Source organism: Campylobacter upsaliensis (assembly GCF_900637395.1).
Taxonomy (GTDB): domain Bacteria; phylum Campylobacterota; class Campylobacteria; order Campylobacterales; family Campylobacteraceae; genus Campylobacter_D; species Campylobacter_D upsaliensis.
On sequence record NZ_LR134372.1, the window covers coordinates 150,546 to 172,317 of the forward strand.

21 protein-coding genes and 5 pseudogenes are annotated in these 21,772 nt (G+C 34.4%); 13 read left to right on the top strand and 13 right to left on the bottom strand.

Annotated elements, in window-relative coordinates; translation table 11 throughout:
- The first annotated feature begins 15 nt into the window (after nucleotides 1-15).
- The 8 genes from EL158_RS00770 to rpmA all read left to right on the top strand — a co-directional run bounded on the left by EL158_RS00770 (nucleotide 16) and on the right by rpmA (nucleotide 7,071).
- Complete coding sequence (locus tag EL158_RS00770) at nucleotides 16-1,344, top strand: anaerobic C4-dicarboxylate transporter (RefSeq protein WP_027304421.1); 1,329 nt, start codon at nucleotides 16-18, stop codon at nucleotides 1,342-1,344.
- A 65-nt stretch (nucleotides 1,345-1,409) separates the two neighbouring features.
- Nucleotides 1,410-2,762, top strand: coding sequence for a COG3014 family protein (locus EL158_RS00775; protein WP_027304422.1), 1,353 nt, complete (start codon nucleotides 1,410-1,412; stop codon nucleotides 2,760-2,762).
- A gap of 11 nt (nucleotides 2,763-2,773) precedes the next feature.
- Nucleotides 2,774-3,142: a YcfL family putative periplasmic lipoprotein gene (locus EL158_RS00780; protein WP_027304423.1), complete on the top strand. Its 369-nt coding sequence runs from the start codon at nucleotides 2,774-2,776 to the stop codon at nucleotides 3,140-3,142.
- 15 nt (nucleotides 3,143-3,157) lie between these two features.
- Nucleotides 3,158-3,781 carry a penicillin-binding protein activator LpoB gene (gene lpoB, locus EL158_RS00785; RefSeq protein WP_004276030.1) on the top strand — a complete coding sequence of 208 codons (624 nt, stop codon included), beginning with the start codon at nucleotides 3,158-3,160 and terminating at the stop codon, nucleotides 3,779-3,781.
- A gap of 69 nt (nucleotides 3,782-3,850) precedes the next feature.
- The gene (locus EL158_RS00790; RefSeq protein WP_027304424.1) at nucleotides 3,851-5,179 is read left to right on the top strand and encodes a DUF6844 domain-containing protein; all 1,329 of its coding nucleotides are present in this window, start codon (nucleotides 3,851-3,853) and stop codon (nucleotides 5,177-5,179) included.
- Nucleotides 5,180-5,189: 10 nt separating this feature from the next.
- Nucleotides 5,190-6,392: a CsgG/HfaB family protein gene (locus EL158_RS00795; protein ID WP_027304425.1), complete on the top strand. Its 1,203-nt coding sequence runs from the start codon at nucleotides 5,190-5,192 to the stop codon at nucleotides 6,390-6,392.
- Between the two features lie 106 nt (nucleotides 6,393-6,498).
- Nucleotides 6,499-6,807, top strand: a complete 309-nt coding sequence (gene rplU / locus EL158_RS00800; RefSeq protein WP_004276027.1) for a 50S ribosomal protein L21 — start codon at nucleotides 6,499-6,501, stop codon at nucleotides 6,805-6,807.
- A 9-nt stretch (nucleotides 6,808-6,816) separates the two neighbouring features.
- A complete protein-coding gene (gene rpmA / locus EL158_RS00805; RefSeq protein ID WP_002778821.1) occupies nucleotides 6,817-7,071 on the top strand; it encodes a 50S ribosomal protein L27 in 255 nt (84 codons plus the stop codon).
- A 112-nt stretch (nucleotides 7,072-7,183) separates the two neighbouring features.
- On the opposite strand, the gene EL158_RS08665 is transcribed toward rpmA, so the two are convergent.
- Entirely contained in the window at nucleotides 7,184-7,363 is a 180-nt protein-coding gene (locus EL158_RS08665) for a hypothetical protein (RefSeq protein ID WP_232008210.1), read from the bottom strand.
- On the opposite strand from EL158_RS08665, the gene EL158_RS00810 reads away from it, so the two are divergent.
- Entirely contained in the window at nucleotides 7,363-8,025 is a 663-nt protein-coding gene (locus EL158_RS00810; protein ID WP_027304426.1) for an NYN domain-containing protein, read from the top strand. The two genes, EL158_RS08665 and EL158_RS00810, sit on opposite strands and share 1 nt — an antisense overlap.
- Nucleotides 8,026-8,278: 253 nt before the next feature.
- Here EL158_RS00810 and EL158_RS08920 read toward each other — a convergent pair.
- Nucleotides 8,279-8,392: pseudogene (locus EL158_RS08920) on the bottom strand (S24 family peptidase); the annotation flags it as partial.
- Between the two features lie 154 nt (nucleotides 8,393-8,546).
- On the opposite strand from EL158_RS08920, the pseudogene EL158_RS00820 reads away from it, so the two are divergent.
- The 4 genes and pseudogenes from EL158_RS00820 to EL158_RS00835 all read left to right on the top strand — a co-directional run.
- Nucleotides 8,547-10,393 (top strand): annotated as a pseudogene (locus EL158_RS00820) (integrase catalytic domain-containing protein); the annotation flags it as partial.
- Between the two features lie 162 nt (nucleotides 10,394-10,555).
- Nucleotides 10,556-11,429 (top strand): annotated as a pseudogene (locus EL158_RS00825) (AAA family ATPase).
- Nucleotides 11,430-11,562: 133 nt separating this feature from the next.
- Nucleotides 11,563-11,753, top strand: a pseudogene (locus tag EL158_RS08670) (hypothetical protein); the annotation flags it as partial.
- Nucleotides 11,754-12,070: 317 nt separating this feature from the next.
- Nucleotides 12,071-14,749: an autotransporter outer membrane beta-barrel domain-containing protein gene (locus tag EL158_RS00835; RefSeq protein WP_126361365.1), complete on the top strand. Its 2,679-nt coding sequence runs from the start codon at nucleotides 12,071-12,073 to the stop codon at nucleotides 14,747-14,749.
- 99 nt (nucleotides 14,750-14,848) lie between these two features.
- Here the strand turns inward: EL158_RS00835 and EL158_RS00840 are convergent, their stop codons facing one another.
- The 11 genes and pseudogenes from EL158_RS00840 to EL158_RS00890 all read right to left on the bottom strand — a co-directional run bounded on the left by EL158_RS00840 (nucleotide 14,849) and on the right by EL158_RS00890 (nucleotide 21,771).
- Entirely contained in the window at nucleotides 14,849-15,433 is a 585-nt protein-coding gene (locus EL158_RS00840) for a ferric reductase-like transmembrane domain-containing protein (RefSeq protein ID WP_027304428.1), read from the bottom strand.
- Nucleotides 15,430-16,320 (bottom strand): protein-methionine-sulfoxide reductase catalytic subunit MsrP, encoded by an 891-nt coding sequence (gene msrP / locus EL158_RS00845; protein WP_027304429.1) that lies wholly within the window; start codon nucleotides 16,318-16,320, stop codon nucleotides 15,430-15,432. The genes EL158_RS00840 and msrP overlap by 4 nt, the downstream gene beginning before the upstream one ends.
- Nucleotides 16,321-16,333: 13 nt before the next feature.
- Nucleotides 16,334-17,014 carry an orotidine-5'-phosphate decarboxylase gene (gene pyrF, locus EL158_RS00850; protein ID WP_027304430.1) on the bottom strand — a complete coding sequence of 227 codons (681 nt, stop codon included), beginning with the start codon at nucleotides 17,012-17,014 and terminating at the stop codon, nucleotides 16,334-16,336.
- Nucleotides 17,011-17,409 (bottom strand): transcription antitermination factor NusB, encoded by a 399-nt coding sequence (nusB, locus tag EL158_RS00855; RefSeq protein WP_027304431.1) that lies wholly within the window; start codon nucleotides 17,407-17,409, stop codon nucleotides 17,011-17,013. The genes pyrF and nusB overlap by 4 nt, the downstream gene beginning before the upstream one ends.
- 1 nt (nucleotide 17,410) lies before the next feature.
- Nucleotides 17,411-17,881: a 6,7-dimethyl-8-ribityllumazine synthase gene (ribH, locus tag EL158_RS00860; RefSeq protein WP_027304432.1), complete on the bottom strand. Its 471-nt coding sequence runs from the start codon at nucleotides 17,879-17,881 to the stop codon at nucleotides 17,411-17,413.
- 9 nt (nucleotides 17,882-17,890) lie between these two features.
- Entirely contained in the window at nucleotides 17,891-18,694 is an 804-nt protein-coding gene (gene kdsA / locus EL158_RS00865) for a 3-deoxy-8-phosphooctulonate synthase (RefSeq protein WP_027304433.1), read from the bottom strand.
- An 86-nt stretch (nucleotides 18,695-18,780) separates the two neighbouring features.
- On the bottom strand, nucleotides 18,781-19,272 hold the full coding sequence (gene fldA, locus EL158_RS00870) for a flavodoxin FldA (RefSeq protein ID WP_027304434.1): 492 nt from the start codon (nucleotides 19,270-19,272) through the stop codon (nucleotides 18,781-18,783).
- Nucleotides 19,273-19,346: 74 nt separating this feature from the next.
- A complete protein-coding gene (locus EL158_RS00875; protein ID WP_027304435.1) occupies nucleotides 19,347-19,661 on the bottom strand; it encodes a DUF2325 domain-containing protein in 315 nt (104 codons plus the stop codon).
- An 88-nt stretch (nucleotides 19,662-19,749) separates the two neighbouring features.
- Nucleotides 19,750-20,331: pseudogene (locus tag EL158_RS00880) on the bottom strand (RsmD family RNA methyltransferase); the annotation flags it as partial.
- A complete protein-coding gene (locus EL158_RS00885) occupies nucleotides 20,330-20,713 on the bottom strand; it encodes a hypothetical protein (protein ID WP_027304437.1) in 384 nt (127 codons plus the stop codon). The pseudogene EL158_RS00880 and the gene EL158_RS00885, both read right to left, overlap by 2 nt.
- Nucleotides 20,710-21,771, bottom strand: coding sequence for an HdrB C-terminal domain-containing protein (locus tag EL158_RS00890; protein ID WP_027304438.1), 1,062 nt, complete (start codon nucleotides 21,769-21,771; stop codon nucleotides 20,710-20,712). Before EL158_RS00890 ends, EL158_RS00885 begins: the two co-directional genes overlap by 4 nt.
- Nucleotide 21,772: the final 1 nt, after the last annotated feature.

A 21,772-nucleotide genomic window follows, 5' to 3' on the forward strand; every position in this document is an offset into this window, starting at 1 on the left:
TAATCGAGGAAAATTATGGATATTATGGTTATTTTAGAACTTATCGTGCTTTTGGGTGCGATTTTTGTCGGTATTAGACTTGGAGGCATTGCTATTGGTTATGCTGGTGGTCTTGGCGTTGTGATTTTATCACTTGTTTTAGGTATGAAGCCTGGAAGCATTCCTTGGGATGTTATTTTAATCATTGCTGCGGCAATTGCGGCGATTTCCGCTATGCAACAAGCTGGCGGACTTGATTATATGGTGCGTGTGGTTGAAAAGCTTTTAAGGGCAAATCCTCGCTTTATCAATTATCTAGCTCCAGCTTGCGGATGGTTACTAACCATCTTAGCAGGAACGGGAAATGCGGTATTTTCTCTTATGCCTGTTGTTGTCGATGTGGCTAAGTCTCAAAATATAAGACCTTCTGCGCCTCTTTCTTTGATGGTTGTTTCTTCACAAATCGGCATTACCGCCTCTCCTGTAAGTGCGGCTGTTGTGTATATGAGCGGTGTTTTGGAGGGCTTTGGATGGAATTATCCTACCTTAATAGGAATTTGGATTGTTACCACTTTCATCGCTTGTATGGCAACCGCTTTCATCGTTAGCCTTATCACTCCGCTTGATTTAAGTAAAGATCCTGTGTATCAAGAGCGTTTAAAGGCTGGTTTGGTTCAAGATGCGGGTGAAATTCTACACGGCACAGATAAGCCAGGTGCGAAACTTTCTGTAGGAATTTTCTTATTCACAGTTTTAGTCGTGGTTTTATATGCGACTGCGATTTCAAATAATATTAAGTGGATTGACCCTGTAATTATGCCGCGCGATGCTGCTATTATGAGCTTCTTGCTAACTGCTGCGACTTTAATCACTTGGCTTTGTAAGGTAGATCCAGGCAAAATTTTAGACACTAGCGTATTTAAAAGCGGTATGACAGCTTGCGTGTGCGTCTTTGGTGTGGCTTGGCTTGGAAACACTTTCGTTGCTGGACATGAGCAAGCGATTAAAGATGTTGCGGGTGAGTGGGTTAAACAAACTCCAGCTTTATTAGCAGTGGCATTTTTCTTTGCTAGTATGCTTCTTTATTCTCAAGCGGCTACGGCTAAGGCAATCACTCCTGTTATCATCTCGGCTTTAGGTTTAGCGACTGTTGCGGATTCTGGTATGCTTGTAGCTTGTTTTGCGGCAGTTTCTGCGCTTTTTGTTTTACCAACTTATCCAACTTTGCTTGGTGCGGTTCAAATGGACGATACGGGCTCAACAAGAATTGGTAAATTTATTTTCAACCACGCCTTCTTCTTGCCGGGTGTTTTAGCTATTGCGATTGCTGTGGCTTTGGGCTTTTTAGTCGTTTCACTCTTTTAGAAATTCCCGCTTAAGCGGGAATTTTTTTGCTATAATTTTCTCATTGATTTTGGTAAGGAGTTTTAATGAATTTCAAATTAGGTTTAATTTTTATAGGTGCTTTGCTTTTTAGTGCTTGTTCTAATGGTGCCAAAAGTAATGCGACCTTTGAAAATGCTTTAATAAACAAATATTGCAACGAGGAAATTTTCGCTACAAATTTACAAAAATTAGAACAAAATGATGATGTGATTTACACAGGCTTAAATGTAGGCTTGATCGCTAGAAATTGCGGTGATTTTAATAAAAGTAATGTCTTTTTTGATAAGGCTGAAGAGTCTTATAAATATGATGTGGATTTACAAAATGTCGGCAAAAAGGGTGCTAAGGTCGTTGCAACAACTTTAATTAATGATACCATAGTCGATTATGAGGGTTCTTTGTATGAAAGAATTATGGTTAATGTTTATAAGGGTTTGAATTTTATGAGTCTTAATGACTATGCAAATGCTAGAGTGGAATTTAATCGTGCCTTAATGAGGCAGGACAAAGCTAAAGAATATTTTGCCAAAGAGATAGAAAAAAATAGAGAAAAACTTAAAAAAGCCAAAGAAGATCCAAATTATAAACAAAATATGAACGAAAATGCTAAAGCTATTGATAAAGAATATGCGCATTTGTTTGAGGCTTTTGACACAACAAAAAACTTCGTTAATCCTTATGCAACCTATTTGGCTTCTGTATTTTTCTTTATGGACAATGATTTTAGAAAGGCGGGAGGGCTTTTTAGAGAGGTCGCTGCTATCAATTCTAAAAATGCCGAAATCGTAAAACAAGCCAAGTTTTTCAAAAGTGCCTCAAGCAAAAGCTCTAAAAGCAAGAAAAAATACATTTTTGTCGTTTATGAAAATGGCTTTGGCGTGATGAAGGATGACTTTGCTTTAACTTTACCTTTCTTGGTCGAGGGTAAAATCATTAGCACAAGCGTAGCCTTACAAACATTGAAAAAAAGAGAAGGTTCTTTTGAATTTATAGAAGCAAATGGAGCAAAAACTTCTCAATTTGTTGATTTAGATAACATTGTCGCAACAGAATTTAAAATCAATATGCCGGCAATGATCAGCAAGGCTTTAGCACAAACAATTCTCAAAACAACATTAAATTTAGCGGTAGCAAATAACGACTCCACAGGCGGTTGGCTCACTTTAGCAAGTTCTGTTGCCACAGCGACGACAAATAGAGCTGATGTAAGAAGCTGGAGAGGCTTACCAAAAAGAATTTCTGTGGCTATGGTAGAAAATAAAGGCGAAATTAGCGTAAAAAATCCTCAAGGAGCAGAACTTTTCAGCTCAAAGCTCGACAAGAAGAAAAATGCTCTTGTAATCGTGCGTTCTTTCTCTCCTGTGTTACCTGTCAATGTTCAAGTGATTGAAAAATAAGGGTTAAAAAGATGAAAAAATATATTTTACTTTTTGCCGTGCTTTTTTTATACGCTTGCACTCCTATGCAACAAAATTCAAATGAATTTGCTAATGCAAATTTAAGCTCAAATTTACCTAAAAGCCTTGTCAAACAAATCAAACAACGCATTAATAACAATGGCTTTTTAGAGGTCGAACTCGTGCTAAAAAGCACTTTTGCTAAAGATGTGTTTTATAAGGTAAATTGGCTAGACAAAGACGGCTTTGTACTTAGAAATTCCGTTAAAGAAGACTATGAATTTATAAGAATTCCAGCAGGTCAAGAGGTGATTTTAAAAAAACTTGCTTTTGATAAAAGAGCGGTCGATTTTAGAATCGATATGAAAACAAAAAATTAATCGAAAGGAAAAACAATGAAAAAAACAAAAATTTTAACAGCATTTTTAGCAGGATCTTTATTTTTAGGGGGTTGTGTGCAAAGCACTTACACAGATGGCAAAGCCTCTCAAGTGAAAAAGGGCGATGCGCTTACTTTAGGACTTGATAGAGAAGATTTTGAAAATGCAGCTGAAACGATGATAAATAGTATGCTTAGCGATCCAGCTTTTGCGAATATTAAGCCCGGAACTAGAAAGGTTATTGCCATTGGTAGAGTTATTAATGATACTCCACAAAGGATAGACACCGAAAAATTAACCGCTAAAATTACTACCGCTTTAAGAAAATCGGGCAAATTTGTGCTAACTTCAGCCGTAGCAGCTGGTGGGGCACTTGATAGTATGAGCGAAGATGTGAGAGAGCTTAGGGATAATGATGAATTTAATCAAAATACCATAGCTAAAAAAGGCACACTCGTTTCTCCTGACTTTTCTTTAGCAGGTAAAATCCGTCAAGATAATGTCAAATTAAGCAATGGTAAAACACAAGTGGAATATTTCTTTTTATTAAGACTAACCGATCTAAATTCAGGGCTTGTATATTGGGAAGATGAGCAAACGATAGACAAAACAGGTTCAAGCAAAAGTGTAACTTGGTAAATTTTTAAACCTCAAGTCGCCCAAGTTTCGATGAAGCTTGGGCTTTTTTTATGACTAAAAAGGAAAAAAATGAAAAAAATATTAATTAACTCTTTAATTCTCGTAGGTTTTTTATACGCAAAACCCATAGAAATTTCACAAAATGACATTAATTTACAAAATGAGCTTTCAGACGCTAGTCAAAAAGACATTAGCCCTCAAAGCTTAGATGACTTTTTTGATGAATTTACACAAAAATATAATATAGAATATTCTCAAACAAAGGACGGCAAGACCTTTTATACGGGAGAGGCAGAAGTTTTACTTAAAGAAAATGACCCTGAATTTGCTAAGGCTTTATCGGTGGCTTATCAAAGGGCGATTTTAAATTTACAAAGAAATTTCATAAAAGATACTTTTGGAAGAAGTGCAACAGAAAGAATTTCAAAATACTATGCGGACAATTCTACCAATGCAAAAGAATTTGAAGAGCTTTCTAAAGGCGGGACTATGGAGCAAATTTTTGACAAATTAACGCAATTAGTGGGTGCGAAGCTTGATACCGCCTTGCAAGATCTAGGAATTAATGCGGAGGGCTTGAGTGAAGAGCGTAAAAAAACCTTACTTAAAGATGAATTTTTAAGTAAAACCATAGTCAATGCCATAGGACAAATGAGTGGCTTAGTCCCTGTGCAAAGCGTCATCACACATAAAAATGGTGCTTACCGCATAGGTGTTGTAGCTGTCATCTCCAATAAAACGCGTCAAATTGCTCGCGATATGGCACTTGGTAGAGAAAGTCTTATTAAAGGTAAGGGTAAAAATATAATGGAATATTTACCTAAAGAAAACGCAGGCTTTGTAAATGAGTATGGAATTCGCCTTGTTTATGATGAAAATGGTTCGCCTGTGATTTTAAGCTACGGACATTGGGGATTCGTGCCAAATGCAAGCGATGCAAGAATTACAAATCGCTTAGAGAGTGCCTCTAAAGAAAGTGCATTAAATCAAGCCGATGCGGCGATTATTGAATTTATAAATCTTAATGTAAGCTTAAAAGATGAACAAACTACGGGAGATAGCTTTGAGCAAAGCATTAAACAAAGCGTTAGCGTTAATGATGGTAGCACGGAGGAAATAGAAAGCACAATGGCAAATGTGATTGATAAAATCAATCAACAAGTCAAAACCAAATCAAGCGGTAAAATTCGCGGAATTCGCACTTTAAAACGCTGGAGTTTCACGGCAGAAAATGGCGTGGAGCATACGGGCGTTGTGAGAGCTTATTCTTTCGCTAATCTTAAAAATACCAACGAAATGCTTCAGCAAAAACCAAATTCTCAAGGCACAAATTCTAAATCAAGCGGAGAAAAGGTGCAAAGAAGCTCTAATATTGTCAATAGCATAGATGATTTTTAAGGAGTGAGTGATGAAAGTCATTAAAATTCTTTTCTTAAGCTTATTTTTAAGCTTAAGCCTTAATGCGAAAGTAGTAACTTCAACTAACACCAAATCAAGCACAGGTGAGGGAGTGGGCTTAACAAGAGAAGAGGCGATTAATAATGCCATTATTGAAGCGGTCGGTAAAATGGGCGGAGTTAATATAAATTCCCTTAGAAAGTCTAACTCAAGCGTTTTTTCAAATGGCTTAGATACGACTATACAAGATCATTATAGTGAGCAAATTTCAAAAGCGACTAAGGGTAGAGTGGATAGCTATGAGATCAATAGCATCGAGCAAGATGAAAATGGCAAATATATGGCTAATGTTACGATTTTCAAAACTACAACAACTAAGAAATATCAAGCTCCCGGACTAAGTGCGGATAATCGTAGAAGCATCAGCGTCTTTGACTCCACACCAGACCCCACAAAAAGAGGAATTGGTGCTGCTTTACAACAAAAAATCACCACAAATTTACTTCAAAGTAGGAAATTTAATGTCTTAGATAGAGATTCAAATGGCTACTATGAAATGGAAAAAGCTTTAATCCAAAGTGGCAACGCAGCAAAAGACGAAATTTACAAACTTAAAAATGTGCTAGGGACAGATTATATTTTACTTTTTTCAATTTCTGCACTTGATGGAAAACAAAAAACGAGTAATCTTACAGGAAAAAGCAAAATGGAAGCGGAAGTTGTGATAGATTACCGTGTGCTTTTATTTGCAACAAGGCAAATCAAATTCGCCAACACACTCTCAACGAAAGTGGCTCTTAAAGATGATAGTTTAAGCACAAACGAGCAGGTTTTAGGTCAAATTGCCCGTCAAATTTCTAATGATATTTTAAATGCCATTTATCCCTTAAAAGTAGCTGGTGTGGAAAATGGTGAAATCATTTTTTCACAAAGCTTAAATCAAGGCGATGTTTATGAGTGCTTTTCTTTAGGCAAAGCTATCAAAGATTCTTACACAAAAGAAACCACAGGCAGAATAGAAACAAAAAGTGGCAGCATGGAAGTAACACGCTCCACGCCCAAACTCTCTTACGCGAAAATCACAGAAGGTAGCGTTAAAGTGGGCGATATATGTCGTCCCTTAAGCAATAGCGGAAGCGGAAATGGCTATACAATAGGACGCGATGCAAATTATAAGGTCGAAGAAGGAGGTGGCGTAAATCTTGGCTTTTAATAAAATTTAAAGCTAATTTTTATATAATAAGCCCTTTTATAACTACTAGAGCTTTTAAATCCAAATTTTTGGTGCTTTGTAGGACTACCATTTTAAAGGAAGAGCAATGTATGCTATTATCAAACACAGCGGAAAGCAGTATAAGCTTAGCGTAGGCGATGAGCTTAAATTAGACCGCTTTGAAGCTGAAGAGAAGTCTAGCATTGAAGTGAGCGAAGTGCTTGCGATCAATGATAAGGAATTAAAGGTAGGTGCGCCTTTTGTAGCGGGTGCAAAGGTCATTTTAGAAGTGATTAATCACGGCAGAGACAAAAAAGTCGTGATTTATAAAAAAAGACGCAGAAAAGATTCTAAGCTTAAAAAAGGTTTTAGAAGATCTTTCACACGCGTCAAAGTTAAAGAAATCAAAGCTTAAGGAGTAAAAATGGCACACAAGAAAGGTCAAGGCTCAACGCAAAATAACCGCGACTCCATAGGTCGCCGTTTAGGTGTAAAAAAATTTGGTGGCGAATTTGTCCGTGCTGGCAATATCATCATCCGCCAAAGAGGCACAGCAACTCACGCTGGAAATAATGTAGGCATAGGTAAAGATCATACCATTTTTGCTTTAATTGACGGCTTTGTCAAATTCGAAAGAAAAGACAAAGATAGAAAAAAAGTCTCCGTCTATCCTGCGTAAATTTAGGGGAGTTTATCCTCCCCCCCCTTTTTTTTCTCTCATTTTTTTGTTCCTCTATTTTTAAATGCTTTTTACAATAAAGAGTATATGTATTGACAAATTGTTTTTTTTGTTAAGATTTGGCATTTTGATAGAAAGGAGGAATAGCTATGCCAAAAAACAATCCAAGACCACCTAATGGTCCAAGCACTACTGGTAATCCAAGTGGTGGCGGTCGCGGCAATAACCCGCCTAAAAAATAATTAAAAATTCCTCCTCCTAAATTAAGGGGGAGTTTCAAAAGGAAAAACAATGGAAAATAAAAGCGTAGCCATTTTCATCGATGCGGAAAATATTAGCTTTAAATATGCCAAAGATATTTTTAATATTGCTTCAAGTTATGGAGAGCTTATCATCAAAAGGATTTACGCAGATTGGAGAAGTCCAGCACTAAGTGGCTGGAAAGATGAAATCGCCGAACATTCTATCATTGCGATACAAAATTTCAAATTTAACCGCAAAAATTCAAGCGATATGCACTTAATGGCAGATGCGATGAGTATATTTTATGAAAAAGATGTTGAAATTTTCATCATAGTTTCAAGCGATAGCGACTATATCCCCCTAACACAAAAACTAAGAGAGAGCAAAAAGCAAGTTATAGGTATGGGAGAAAATAAAGCGAACAAATTTTATATTAATGCCTTTAGTGCTTTTCACTATTTAGACAAAAAGGAAGAAAAAAGCGACAAAGTCATCAAAGAGCTTTTTGCTATTATCAATCAACTGATTGAAGAGAAAAATCGTGCTGAATATGCCCAAATTTCTTTAATGATGAAACGCAAATATCCTGATTTTAATCCACAAAATTACGGTTGCCCAAGCTTTAGAAAGCTTATGGATAAATTTGTCAAAGACAAATATCAAGAAGAAATCGCCGATGACAATACCACATTTTATCTTGTTAAAAAATGAAGCTTACAAAATTTTGCCTTCAATCGTAGGCAAGATTAATTAAAAATTTTATTTAAAAATTTATCAGTAGCTCTATCAATTAACTCATCACTTTTATTTAGGGCTTTATCTGTAACTTTATTGTTATTTTATCCGCTTTTTTCTTTAGTTTCTTTCTTTTATGTGGCATTTGTTGGCGGAAAGATAAAAATACACTTTTTAGTATAATTTTATCTTTCCCTAAACTTTAAACTTAAATACATTTTGTTATAAATTATAATTTCCTATAGCTTAAATCATAAGTTTCAACAACTCTGCCTATGATTTTTATTTCTTCATCTTCTTTTATAATAATGGGTAAATAATTTTTGTTATCGCTAATCAAAAATAAAGGTTGTTTTTGATCTTTTCACAAAAACTTTATTTGATACTCTATAATATAAATCCCTCTTTCAATCATAGAACCATCATCTTGAAAAATTATCATTTCGCTTTCTTTGATAGTAGGCGTCATGCTATTTCATATCTTAATAAATGCAATTAATCAAAAATTAATCATTAAAAATACTTTAATTATGATGGAAAAATGCAAAAATAAAATTAAGCAAAATTATAAGTGAAAATAATACAAATTGCATTATTGAAAAGAAAAATTTAAATTTAACAGAGCCAAAAATAAATGATGATTTGGCTGTTTTAAATTTGAAAATTTAAGCGATGAACTTAAAGAAGATGTGAAAAGTAAAGTAAAATTACTTAAACAAGTAGAAAAATATATTGAAGGTGGATTGAAGTAAAAGAGGACTTTGGAGATATGTGGAGTTTCTAAAATGGAAATTTTTAGAATTCGCAAAGCATATAAAGAAAATGGCATTCTAGGTCTTGTCGATACAAAAGGTCTTTACCGCAAAAATAAAACAAAACTTAGCACTTGGATGCAAGAATATGCCTTAAGAGAGTATCGCACCTTTGGAGCAGGTGGATTTAATTTCACTGAGCTTTGGTGCAAATTCATAAGGAGACAACTACTAAAAAATATGACTTTATAGGATTTGATTTAGGATAGGTAAAGCCACTCTTTAGTGTAAAAACCTTGCAAAACTTTATTAAAAACTACTACAAAGATAAACCATTAGAACATTGCATTATTATTCAAGGTTTAGATAAAGCAAAAAGTAAGTTTCTCCCTGCGCAAGGTAATCAAAGAAAGCTTTATGACATGAAAAACATGTATTGGCAAATAGATAGCTCCCCAGCTGATTTTATAATAAGAGATGATGAAACACTAGAGCCTTTTCGCCCTCACATCTTAAGTGTCGTTGATGTCTTTAGAGGTATGGGTGTGGCTACTTTAGTAAGTAAATCAAATTCTTTAAGCCTAACTAGACTTTTATGGAAAGCTATAGATAAGTTTGGAAAACCTGATATGATAAAAGGAGATAATGGAAAAGATTATCTTTCTAAAGATTTTCAAAGCTTACTTGATGGGCTTAATATTACCTATGATGTAGCTATTGCTTATGCAGGAGAACAAAAAGCTTTAGTTGAAAGACGCTTTGGGACACTTCAACATGCAGGAATTTCTAAAATGCATGGATATATTGGCAATAATCTTACTAAAAGAGAAATGATAGAGCAAAAAACTCCTAAAAAAGATAGATGTGCTAAAGATGAATACGGCTTTGCTAAAAAAACTAATCAAAAATTACTTCTTACTTTTAGTGAAGCTTGTGAGCTTTTAGAAGCTGAAGTGATCAAGTGGAACATGAGCAAAGTTCGCCGTAAAAAAGGCATTAAAACTCCACTTGAGCTTTGGAACTCATGCGATAGAGCTATTGTAAAAATATCTTATGAAGAATTTTTGTTTAACGCTGGAAATAAAGAACTTAGGGTCGTGGGTAAAAAAGGCATTAACTTTTAAGATAGAGTTTATAAAAATGCTTTAATGCCAAGCGTTAAATGTGTGCAAAATATCGACAATGTCAAAGAACTTTTCATTTATGATTTAAGCGGAAACTTCCTTTGTCCAGCTCTTGATGAAAGTATAACTAAGCTTAGCAAAGAAAGCTATAAAATGCTTAAAAAAGGTTATGAAAGTGAAGTTAAAGCCATTAAAGAAGTGCTTAAAAAAGATGAGATTGCCGCCTTTACTAAACTTAATATTAAACAAGATTTACAAAGTGTTTTTGAAAACTCACTCGTAGAAGCTAAAGAGGTGCATCAAAAATCCCTTGCAAAAGAAACTTTAAAAACTCAAAGAGAATTAGAAGAGATTAAAAACAATGCTAATGCAGATGAGCTTATTTTAAATGCTAAAAAAGAAATAAATAATGATGAAAGCGAGTTTGATATGGAAGCCTTTGTCGAAAAGAAATATTTTGCTGGTTAAAAATTGTTTAAAGCTTGATTAATCCAAGTTTTAAAGAGTTTTTATAAAGCTCTAAAACAAAGATGCCCTCACTTCAGTAGGACGGGGGCTTTAGGTGGATGCAAGGTCCTGCTCACAAAGCGGAATTTACTTCAGCTGTGAAGTTAAGAGAAAGGATAAAAAATGAAATTAGTAGAACTTACTAAAAAGTTTTTAAATACCCAAAACATCTCTCAAAACAATCTCTCCGATCGTTTAGGGATTAATAAAAGCTATATGGTGGGCTATAAATACGCTTCAAAAGTAGAGCCTTTACTTGAAAAATACATTAAAAGCTTTGTGGAAGAAAAAAGCGTGAAAGAGCTTCAAGCCCCTTTTATCGCTACCAAAAATGCAAAGGCGATTAATGTAACCATTGAAAATGCCATGAGCAATAGAGAAATGGGAGTAATCATTGGCGAAGCGGGGACTGGAAAAAGCAGAGCCATTAAAGAATATGCCGAACAAGAGTGGTGCTTTTTGAAGCAACAACAAAAACTAGTAAAAGAATGCTTTTGGTGGGGCTTGAAAATAAACTCAATGTGTGTTTAAAGATTCTTTATATGATAAGATTGGAGGCATTGCTAGCGAGTTAGCAAGAACTTCAAAGGTTTTAATTATAGATGAGAGTGAGCATTTGCCGTTTCGTGCTTTGGAGTGCTTAAGACGCATATATGATTTTTCAAATACTGCTTTAATCTTAGTAGGCACTAGAAAACTTAAAAACAATCTTGCAGGCATTGGCAGAAATGATTACAACGAGTATGGACAGCTAAGCTTTAGAATTGGTGCAAAATGGGAATTAAAAGGACTTTGCTACCAAATAAAAGATGAAGATTTAAAAACCCTTTGCAATCATTTTGATGTGGAGGAGAAAAAGGCTATTGACTTGGTTTTTAACCTCGCTCGTGGCAACTTTAGAAAAAATGAGAAGCTTTTAAAAAGAGCTTGTGAATTTGCAGATGAAAAAGCGGTGGAGCTTAAACACATAGAGCAGTGCATTACAACCTTGCTTTAAAAAGCTATGGTCTTAAAAGAGTGGTAAAAGATAATTTTAAAATAGAGCCAAAGATTGAAAGCTTAGAAATTAAAAATTTAACAAAGCTCATTGATTTAATGGGCTTGATTAAGTTTTAACAAGGAAAAATAAAATGAATTTGGATTTTTTAAATGAGTTTAAGTTAAAAAATAAAGATTTAAACGAGAAATTAGAGTTTTTAATCCCTGATTTTAGTTAAATGCAAATGGTGGCAGTGGAAAAAGTTATTTAAGCACCGCCATTTCTAAAACACTTTGCAAAAATGCAAGGGTTAAAAGCATCGTTTATGCTGACAAAGAAGATTTTGGTGATCTTGAAAAAAATTAATGAAGTTGCAAATACTGAATATAATAAAGAGGTGGTTACCGGTATTATTATAGATTTTCATAATATCTGTATAGAAAAAGGCGTATTTATTCCTAACATATACTATACAAGAATTCTAAATTGCTTTGATTATTTTGTAAAATGCTTACTATATTTTGATCCTCTCCGCTCAACTCCTATTTTTACACATTTTACAAAAAAAAAAAAAAACGATTTTTCGAATTTCTCTTTACTTTTTGTTAATTTTTCCTTATAATTACGATTATTTTTATCTCATTTATGAAAGGTTTAATATGCAAAAATTTCAACCAAACTCACACACGGGGGGGGGGGGGGAGTATGACTTAAAAAAGCCTCTTTTATCTTTAGCCTGCATTTTTGCTTTAGCTTGTGCTACTAACCTACAAGCAGATGCAGAGGTTACAGAACCGGAAAATCCACAAAGCAATTTTTTAAAATCACATTATAGTTATCAAAGTGAAAGTCGAGAGAGAGAATACAGTCAAAGAATTAATCCAAGAGATTCGATAGGTTGCTCCCATTCAATCTGTAAATATGACCAAGAATACACAAAGGTTAATTTTGCCGAAAATTCTAGCGCTTTGAATTGGAATTATAGGACAACCGATTGGAATAAGCTTACAATAAAAAGTATTGGTTCTATCAAATGGCAAAATTTTGGACTTCATACCGTAAATATCAAAGAAGCTAATATGAAGGGTAATACACAAATCGAATTTCAAATTAAAACAGGCTCTAACTCTATCACTACTCTCAATCATAATGCCAAAAGAATAAATTTTAAAATCAATGGTGGAAGTGGCGGCACCCTAACCATCACCACCCTCAACCAAGACTCCACAAATGGTGACACTCAGCTTTTTAACGGCGTAAGCATACAAACGGTTAATCTTACAGCAGGTAAATTTTATCAATACGCAGGCACAATCAATACGCTTCATATAAAAAATGGCACGGAATTCCGTCAAGGCTTAAAAGATAACGGAACGATAAATAGTGACGGAGACGGAGGCACCATTACCAATCTTACCATTGATAATGGCACCTTTACCAAAGCTAAAGGAAGTGTAACTGGCACTATCACTAATACCAATGGTAATATTAATAATATGGCAAATTCCTCTATCAACACTATCACTAGCACAAATGGTAACATCACCAACGCAGGAACTATCACTTCCCTAACCTACAAAGCAGCCCCTACTACAAAAGCTATCCAAACAAAGGCTAGCACAGATAGTATTACTAACACAGGCACTATTACCACCTTTACAAATGATGGAGGAAATCTAACAAACACAGGCTCTATCCAAACCTACACTCAAGAAAGTGGAAACACAATGCAAAGTGGAGGCACTATACAAACTCTTACTCAAAAAGGAGGAAACTTTACTTATCAAGGTGGAACGATAGGCTCTTTAAAACAAGAAGGCGGAAGCTTTAATAACCTTCAACAAAACATTAGCCTCTTTACCACTCAAGGTGGCTCCCTAAACAACATACAAGGCACTATTGAAAATCTTAAAATTACTTCAGGTGATTTTGAACTAAATAATATGCAGCAAGGTAGAATTGCTAATATAGAAATAGGTGGAAATGGTAAGATTAATATTAATGATAATATGAATATAGGCTATAATAATGGAATTTCTACCTTTAGAATAGCAAATGGTGCTGCTCCTACTTTAAATTTTGGTGAAGTAAGAACAGCCACCACAGCACAAGAAACCTATGCAACTGTTAAGCTTGTAGATACAAATAATGCTAATACCACTCAAGCTAAAGTAGCCATAGATAAACTTACCATAGCCTTAGTGAGTGAGGATACACAAATTGGTAAAAGTGTTTCTTTAGCTAATTCAGTATCAGGTGCTGCTAATACTGGAGTTGGAAATGTTTATGTTAAAAGTGCAGACTTTTCACAAGATCTTAAACAAAGTGGCTTTTATGGGAAATTTAATGCACAAACTCAAACTATAGACACCCGTTTTAATGCTAATCTTGGTGCGGCAGGTTTATTCTCTCAAGCCTTTATCAATCAATTAGGGCGTCGTTCTTTATTATTTGATTCTTTCTTAAATGAAGCAAGTCGTGCTTCTTTAAGATATAAAAGAACCCAACCTGATACAAATTTTGATATCTTTGTGCGTCCTTATTATTCTAAGATTAAAACAGACTTAGCAGATATACCAGAAAAAGCAGATGGAACAAGCTCTGGTATCTTAGCAGGAGGACATACATATTTTGATAATAGCTTATTAATGCTTTATGGAGCAGTAGAGAAAAATAAGACTCATTTAGCTGATGATGTCTTTAATTTTGATAGTGATACTTTCTTACTTGGTTCAAAATATAGCATAGAACTAGCTCAAAGTCATATAGGACAACTTTTTGGTGGAGTGGATATAAGAGGCTCTTATACTAAAGCAGATCTTGAAAGGGAACCAGTAAGTGGTTTTAAATCTCAAGGAGATGCAAAAAACTATGCTTATGATGCTAGAGTATTTTTAGCTTCTATTATTTATTATAACTTACAAGATCATAGCCAATATCTTACTCCTCAAATAGGCATAGGTCATACAGGAGCTAAGTTAAAAGGCTTTGATATGAAAGGGAATAAATTAGCCTATAAAGAAAGCTTAGATGATATGACTTATGGTATCACTTATGCAACAGCAAGTTTGAATTGGTTTAAAAGAAAAGATAATGTTGCTATTCAGCTTGATGGAGGTGTAAGGGTCAATCTTAATAATGAAATAGATACCCAAACTAAAATCAATAATCAAAACTTTACCAATCATTTTGAAACATCAAAATACTATTCACAATTAGGGGGAGCTTTTATGTGGATAAATCCTTATGGAGTAGATGTAAGTTTAGGCTATAAATTCCTCTTTGGAGAAAGTGCAACATCACACACTGCTAGTTTAAGACTGCATAAGACTTTTTAACTGCATAGACTTTTTAACGATAAAGGATATAAGCTAAGGCTTGTGTCCTTATGAGTTTTTATTTGCTTTTTGACTTTTTTTTGTTTGATTTTAGGTTTTTTAGATTTGATTTGTTTTTATATAAAATAGAAAGCTTCTTAAATAACGCAAGGTAAAATAAAACAAAGCAAGACTTAAAGCAAGATACTCAAAAAACTGCGGAACTTTTGCGGATAAAAAATAATGATAACTCGCTATAACTATACATAAATAACCAAGCTTTCTTACATTTTCAAGTTTTTTAAAGGTTTTAAAAGAGCTTAAAAACATCAAAAAAATAATGACAAAGGCTACAAAGCCACTGCCCTCAAATAATCTTTTGCTAATGTCATCATAAAGTTTTAGTAGGCTTAAATTTTTAGAAAAAACAAAATACACAATAAAATGTAAAAAAACCCAAATCCCCCCAAAAAGTCCTAATAATTTTGGATAGGTTTTTGTAGGCTTAAATTTAAAAAGAGAAAAAATAATGCTTAAATGTAAAAATACAAGTGCAAAAATGCCTGTATAAAAATAAAGCTCTTTAATTAAATCAAAGCCCACAAAAAAGACATTATAAACCGCTGCATAAGTGGTAAAAATAAGGCTTAAAATAAAAATGATAAAAGCCAAATTTTTATAAAATTTAGCTTTTAAACGCTTCAAAAATTTGCCCTTAAATCCATACCTGCATATAAATGCGCGACCTCTTTTTCATAGCCGTTAAATAAAAGCGTAGGTTTGGTGAAAAACTCTCCTAAGGCTCTTTCATCGGCTTGCGACCATCTAGGATGAGAGACTGCTGGATTGACATTAGCATAAAAGCCGTATTCATCAGGTGCGTAAGCTTGCCAAGTGCTAACAGGCTGTTCTTTGACAAATTCTATTTTGACTATGGATTTAATGCTCTTAAAACCATATTTCCAAGGCACGACAAGGCGTATAGGTGCGCCATTTTGTGCGAGAAGAGGCTTTTTATACATACCTACGGCTAAAATGCTTAAAGGATTCATCGCCTCATCAAGTCTTAAACCCTCAACATAGGGATATTTAAGCGTTGGAAAAAAGGCGTTTTGGTCAGGAAAGCGGCTTTTATCAAAAAGCGTGGTAAATTTAATAAATTTCGCCTCACTTGTGGGCTTGACCTTATCTATTAAATGCCTTAACTCAAAACCCACCCAAGGAACGACCATAGACCAAGTTTCAACGCACCTAAAGCGGTAAATCCTCTCCTCCAAAGGAAAGGCTAAAAAGTCCTCCATACTAAGCTTTAAAGGCTTTTCAATCTCTCCTTCTATGCTAACTTCCCAATTTTTTGTTGTGAAATTTTTCGCGTGTTCGACTGCTTCTTTTTTATTAACAGAAAATTCATAAAAATTTACATAGCTAGTCGCAAGTTTTTCATCACTTAGTTTAAAATTATTAGGATTTTCATCGGCTTTGAAATTAAGCTCTAAAAGTTTCGCTTCAATTAAAGCTGGACTTAGCAAAGCCCCCGCTCCAAGCTTTAAAAAAGCTCTTCTTTTTTTGTATAAATCTTCTGGGGTTATCATTGTTTTCCTTTCTTTATAGATTTGTTAGTATTTTTTCACAAATTTCTTTAGGGTTTAAAGCCTCATAAATAGGACGCCCAACGACTATAAAATCGCTTTTATTTGCTTTTGCACTTTCTAAATTTGCCACTCTTTTTTGGTCATTTGCTTCCTCTTTAAAGGGGCGAATAGCAGGGGTAAGGGTGAGAAAATTTTCGCTTGTATTTTGCTTAATTAACAGGCTTTCAAACACAGAGCAAACCATACCATCAAGCCCACTTTCATAGGCAAGTTTTGAAAAATTGATGACTGCTTCTTGTAAATTTTGCCTATAAACGCTATAAAACTCTTCCTCATCAAAGCTAGTAAGAGCCGAAACGCCAAGCACTAAGGGGCGTTTTTGCATTTTTGCTAATCTTTGCATAACGCTTTGCATAGCCTTTTTCCCAGCACTTGCGTGAAGATTTATCATATTAACCCCAAGTTTCGCACACTCCTCACAAGCATCGCTCATAGTGTTTGGGATATCATAAATTTTTAAGTCTAAAAAAAGGGGCTGTGTGCTTAATTTTTTAAGCTCTTCTATGAATTTAAAGCCGTCTCTTATATAGGCTCTAAGTCCTATTTTAAGCCATATATCAAGGTCTTTTAGCTCTCTTACAAGCTCTAAACAACGCTCTTTGTTTTCTAAATCTAAGGCTACGCAAAGCTTCATTTTTTAGCCTTTTGTAAGCCGTCTAAAACGCCGTTGATAAGCTTTGGAGCGTTTTCGTTTGCCATTTCTTTTGCTAATTCTACCGCCTCATTAATCACAATAGCCCCTAAGGTTTCTGTGTATAAAAGCTCAAAAGCCCCAAGCCTTAAAATCGCCCTTTCGATGTGTCCTATTTGATGAATTTTATTTTCATTTAAAAAGGTATCGATGTGTTCATCTAAATTTTGCAAATGCTCTAAAACACCATTATATAAGCTTAGTGTGAAATTTTTCGCCTCATTGCGAATTTTTTTCTCTTGTAAAAATTCCGTGATGAAATTGTCATTTTTACCATTTAATTCTAGGGCATAAAGCAGAGAAATCACACTTTGTCTTGCTTGATGTCTGCTAGCCATTTTAAGCCTTTAAAATGTGAGTGAGTCCAAGCATTTCTATGAGGCTAGTCATAGCTTCAAATCCCTTATTTCCAGCTTTTGAGCCTGCTCTTTCTATGGCTTGTTCTAAGGTATCTGTGGTTAAAACGCCAAAACTCACAGGCACATTATATTTTAAACTTATATTTGCAATGCCCTTAGTTGTTTCAGCCGAAACATAGTCAAAATGGGGCGTTGAGCCTCTTATCACCGCACCTAAGCAACAAATCGCATCAAATTTCTTACTTTCAATCGCCACTTTAAGCGCAAAAGGCACTTCAAAAGCACCCGGCACTAAAACAAGGCTTAAATTTTCCTCTTTTCCTCCGTGTCTTAAAAAGGCGTCTTTAGCACCCTCGACTAAGCGGTCTGTGATGATGTGATTAAATCTTGAATTGATGATTGCAATTTTTTCATCGCCTCTTAAATGGAGTTTTCCCTCTAAAATTTGCATAATTTTTCCTTATATGATTTCTTGTATTTTTAAAAGTGTGCTAACGCAGTCTTTTAGTCGCTTGATATTTAGCATATTTGCCCCATCGCATAAAGCCTCGCAAGGATTAATGTGCGTTTCAAAGAAAAAGCCATCAACCCCAACAGCCGCCGCCGCCCTTGCTAAAGGCTCGACAAATTCACTCTTTCCGCCACTACTACCTCCTGCGGCTCCTGGCATTTGCACACTATGAGTAGCGTCAAAAATGACAGGTGCAAATTCACGCATAATCACTAAAGAACGCATATCAACAACCAAATTTCCATAGCCAAAGCTACTTCCCCTCTCTGCCACAAAAACACCATTTTTCTCCGCTATCTCATAGCCTTGTTCCTTAATTCCACGCGTTTGAAGCACTTTTTTAATGCTATATTGTATGTCGCTTGGTGTGAGAAACTGCCCTTTTTTAATATTGATTTTTGCGGGAGTTTTTGCTACGGCGACAAGCAGGTCCGTTTGACGACATAAAAAAGCAGGGATTTGAAGCACATCAGCGACTTCACTTGCTCTTTTTGCTTGATGACTTTCGTGAATGTCTGTTAAAATTTGCATTTTAAATTTATCTTTAACTTTTTGTAAAATTTCTAAGCCTCTTTCAAGTCCGGGACCACGAAAAGAACTTATGCTCGTGCGATTTGCTTTATCAAAGCTCGATTTAAAATAAAAGTCGATTTTGTCATTTTCATTGAATTCTTGTAAAGCTTCTGCTACGCTAAAGACAAGCTCCTCGCTTTCTATCACGCAAGGACCTGCGATTAAAATCATTTTTTTCATCATATTTCCTCTACAAATTTGCAAAAAGATTATAACAAAGAATATTTAATTGTCTGTGAAAAAACCCTCTTAAAGAGGGCTTGAGATTAAGAAAATTGAGGTTTGATTTGTGCGATCCAAGCGTCTATTCTTGCTTCGGTTTGATCTTCTTGATTGTCGTTATCTAAAGCTAGTCCAACAAATTTACCATCAACGACCGCATCGCTAGATTCAAAATTGTAGCCATCTGTGGAAACTTCGCCAACTAAAGTTGCACCAGCATCTTTTAAATTTTGCGCTAATTTTCCCATACCACCACAATAAGTATCCGAATAGCTTTCGCTATCACCCATACCAAAGACTGCTACAACCTTACCGCTAAGGCTTAATCCTGAAAAGTCAAAGCCATCCCAGTCATCTTGCAAATCGCCACTTCCCCAAGTCGAAGTTCCGCAAATAAGCTTGTCGTAAGAATTGATTTTGTCTGCATTAATGTCCGCTATATTTAAAACATCGCTAATGCCAAGTTTATCAGCTATGATGTTTGCCGCACTTTCAGTGTTTCCCATAGCACTTCCGTAAATTACTGCTACTGCCATTTGTTCTCCTTGAAATTTAATATCTGTTAATTTTAGCATAGTTTTGCTAAATCATACAAAAAAAGTTTTATTTGTTAGTATTTAGAGCAAGAAAATTCCTTATCTAGTTTAAAAATTTTGCAATACTCACAATATACGCAACTTACGCTTCTTTTAGCGCATACTAAGGGAATTTTACGCTTTTTTGCTTCGGTTTTGATTTTTTTCATTGTGTTGTGGTTGAGAAAGCTTGTGAGCATAACTACGCATTGTGTGTCGTTTGGGATAGGCTTTTTATTGACTCTGTTTTCATTTCTTGCATCCCAATGCACGATTTTTTTAGCACCTAAATCTTGTAAAACTGCTCGAATGGGCGTTATTTCATCTGCGCCTATGACTAAAACTGACATTGTGTTTCCTTTTTTATATTTTGATAATAATTATTATATTATAAAAAACTGAATAAATTTTGAATTTTATTATCAAAATAAAAGGAATTTAGCTTAAAATTTCATAAAAACTTAAGCTTGTAGCACCGAATTTTTTTAATTTTGTTTTTGTGAAATTCGCTATATTTTCAGGCGTTTCAGCCTTGCTTTGATGTTCTAAGATGATACGCTCTACCCCACTTAAATCAAGTTTTTGTAAAAAATGATAAATCTTATCATAAATTCCGCTAAATCCTTCGCGTATATTAAAAGGTGGGTCAAAATATAAAATAACAGGTTTATTAAGACTTTTTAAAAGCTCTGGCAAAAGTAAAAAGCTATCTCCGTTTAGAATTTCAAGCTCTATTTCAAGGCTTTTGGCATTTTGCGAGGCGATTTTAAAGGCGTTTTTGTCGAGTTCGATCGCATAAGCTTTTAAGGCATAATTGCTTAAAGCTTCAGCAGCCATTAAAGCACTTCCACCAAAGGCTTCAATGAAAATTTTCCCTCTTAAATTCTCTCTTAAGACATTAAAAACGCAAGCTTTTACTATGCTTTTGGTGCTTCTTGTTTTTTCAAGGCTTGGTAAAAGTAGTTTTTTGCCTTTAAATCGACCGCTTTCTATGGCGGTGTAGAGTTTTTGAAAGCTTTTACTCATTAACTAAGGCTTTGACGAGTTTATTTTTAAGCTCTAAAATCGCCATATCGATTTTATCTTGATAATCTTTTTTAAATTCGTTGGCGATATGATCAATTTTTGCTTCAAGCTTTCTTTTTTCCTCTTCTACGCGTTTTTGTGTGGCAAGCTCTAAGGCGGTATCAAATTCTTCTAAACTCGCCAAAAGCTTTTCCTTGCTAAAAGGTGTGGATAAAAAAGGCGAGTTTTTTGCTATGATGAAAAGTGGCTTAGAGCTTGAAATTTTAGTATCACTAATGATAAAATTGCAATCTTTTTTCATCACCAAATGCTCTTTTAAAAATAATTCCAAAGTTCTTTCTAAAAGTAAATCTTTAAATTCTAAAGAAATTTTCATATTAAATCGACCTTTAAAGAGTGGTTTTTAAGGCTTTGAGGCTTAGTCCCTTGCGTTAAAAGCTCAAATTCCTTAAGGCTTAAAACATAAAAATCATCAAATTCTCTTCCGCAACTTTGCATTAATTTTTTCGCACAAGTATCAAAGAGAAAAAAATCATCCGTATTATTGACTAATAAAAAGTCCGCCCCACTATCATAAGCGTCTAAAATAATCTCACTTGCCATTTTGTAAGTTAAATCTTCGTTGAGTTTTAAAAGCGAAAAGCCATTATTTTGATAAGCTTTTTCAAATGCAATGAAGCGAGCTTTTAATTTAGCTTTTAAAGAGTCATCTAAGTCAAAATTGTAACAAGCGATGTTGAAATTTGAAAAATTATGTTTCAAGTGTTCTTTAAAATTTGGAAGACCTTCATTTTCTTTTTTGAAGCAAAGTAAATTTTTATCAAATAGACCTTGTTTTAAAATTTCCTCACAAAGCCATTTTATAGCGTTTTCAAGTTCATCAAAAGGGCTTTTAAGATGATAAAAAATCCCCCTTTCTTTATCGCATAAAATTTTCAAAATAGCCTCTTTTTTGCTAGAGTCTTTTTCTATTATCTTAAAGGCAAGGTAAAATAGGGCATTACCCATAAATTCACTATGAAATTCTAAAAGCTCATCTGCGTAATAAAAATGCTCCAAATTCCCATAAAGCCTTTTATCCTCTTCATCGCAAAAGGGTGCTAAAAGTGTAAATTTCTCCCAAAAATCGCTTTTATCAAACAGCAAATCTTTATAAGCTCTTTTTGTGCTAAGTGGCTCTATGCTAAGTTTTAAGCCAAATCGCAGCAAAATATCCTCTAAAGGCGTAGAAAGAGGAACTGGGACATTATTAATTTTTACATAAGAGTTTTCATTTTCATCAAATTTAAAATAAATATCATCATCTTGCACTTGCAAAAGTAAATCATAAAGCTTTAAAAAATTTTCATAATTCTCATAAATATAAGGTTTATAATAGCTCTCATAATCTAACTCTTTATCAAAGCGAAAAATGCGTAATTCTAGCTTTTTCATT

Coding starts and splice junctions, on each gene's coding strand:
- EL158_RS00770 (WP_027304421.1), top strand. CDS start 16: ATGGATATTATGGTTATTTTAGAACTTATCGTGCTTTTGGGTGCGATT.
- EL158_RS00775 (WP_027304422.1), top strand. CDS start 1,410: ATGAATTTCAAATTAGGTTTAATTTTTATAGGTGCTTTGCTTTTTAGT.
- EL158_RS00780 (WP_027304423.1), top strand. CDS start 2,774: ATGAAAAAATATATTTTACTTTTTGCCGTGCTTTTTTTATACGCTTGC.
- lpoB (WP_004276030.1), top strand. CDS start 3,158: ATGAAAAAAACAAAAATTTTAACAGCATTTTTAGCAGGATCTTTATTT.
- EL158_RS00790 (WP_027304424.1), top strand. CDS start 3,851: ATGAAAAAAATATTAATTAACTCTTTAATTCTCGTAGGTTTTTTATAC.
- EL158_RS00795 (WP_027304425.1), top strand. CDS start 5,190: ATGAAAGTCATTAAAATTCTTTTCTTAAGCTTATTTTTAAGCTTAAGC.
- rplU (WP_004276027.1), top strand. CDS start 6,499: ATGTATGCTATTATCAAACACAGCGGAAAGCAGTATAAGCTTAGCGTA.
- rpmA (WP_002778821.1), top strand. CDS start 6,817: ATGGCACACAAGAAAGGTCAAGGCTCAACGCAAAATAACCGCGACTCC.
- EL158_RS00810 (WP_027304426.1), top strand. CDS start 7,363: ATGGAAAATAAAAGCGTAGCCATTTTCATCGATGCGGAAAATATTAGC.
- EL158_RS00835 (WP_126361365.1), top strand. CDS start 12,071: ATGCAAAAATTTCAACCAAACTCACACACGGGGGGGGGGGGGGAGTAT.
- msrP (WP_027304429.1), bottom strand. CDS start 16,320: ATGATAACCCCAGAAGATTTATACAAAAAAAGAAGAGCTTTTTTAAAG.
- pyrF (WP_027304430.1), bottom strand. CDS start 17,014: ATGAAGCTTTGCGTAGCCTTAGATTTAGAAAACAAAGAGCGTTGTTTA.
- nusB (WP_027304431.1), bottom strand. CDS start 17,409: ATGGCTAGCAGACATCAAGCAAGACAAAGTGTGATTTCTCTGCTTTAT.
- ribH (WP_027304432.1), bottom strand. CDS start 17,881: ATGCAAATTTTAGAGGGAAAACTCCATTTAAGAGGCGATGAAAAAATT.
- kdsA (WP_027304433.1), bottom strand. CDS start 18,694: ATGAAAAAAATGATTTTAATCGCAGGTCCTTGCGTGATAGAAAGCGAG.
- fldA (WP_027304434.1), bottom strand. CDS start 19,272: ATGGCAGTAGCAGTAATTTACGGAAGTGCTATGGGAAACACTGAAAGT.
- EL158_RS00875 (WP_027304435.1), bottom strand. CDS start 19,661: ATGTCAGTTTTAGTCATAGGCGCAGATGAAATAACGCCCATTCGAGCA.
- EL158_RS00885 (WP_027304437.1), bottom strand. CDS start 20,713: ATGAAAATTTCTTTAGAATTTAAAGATTTACTTTTAGAAAGAACTTTG.
- EL158_RS00890 (WP_027304438.1), bottom strand. CDS start 21,771: ATGAAAAAGCTAGAATTACGCATTTTTCGCTTTGATAAAGAGTTAGAT.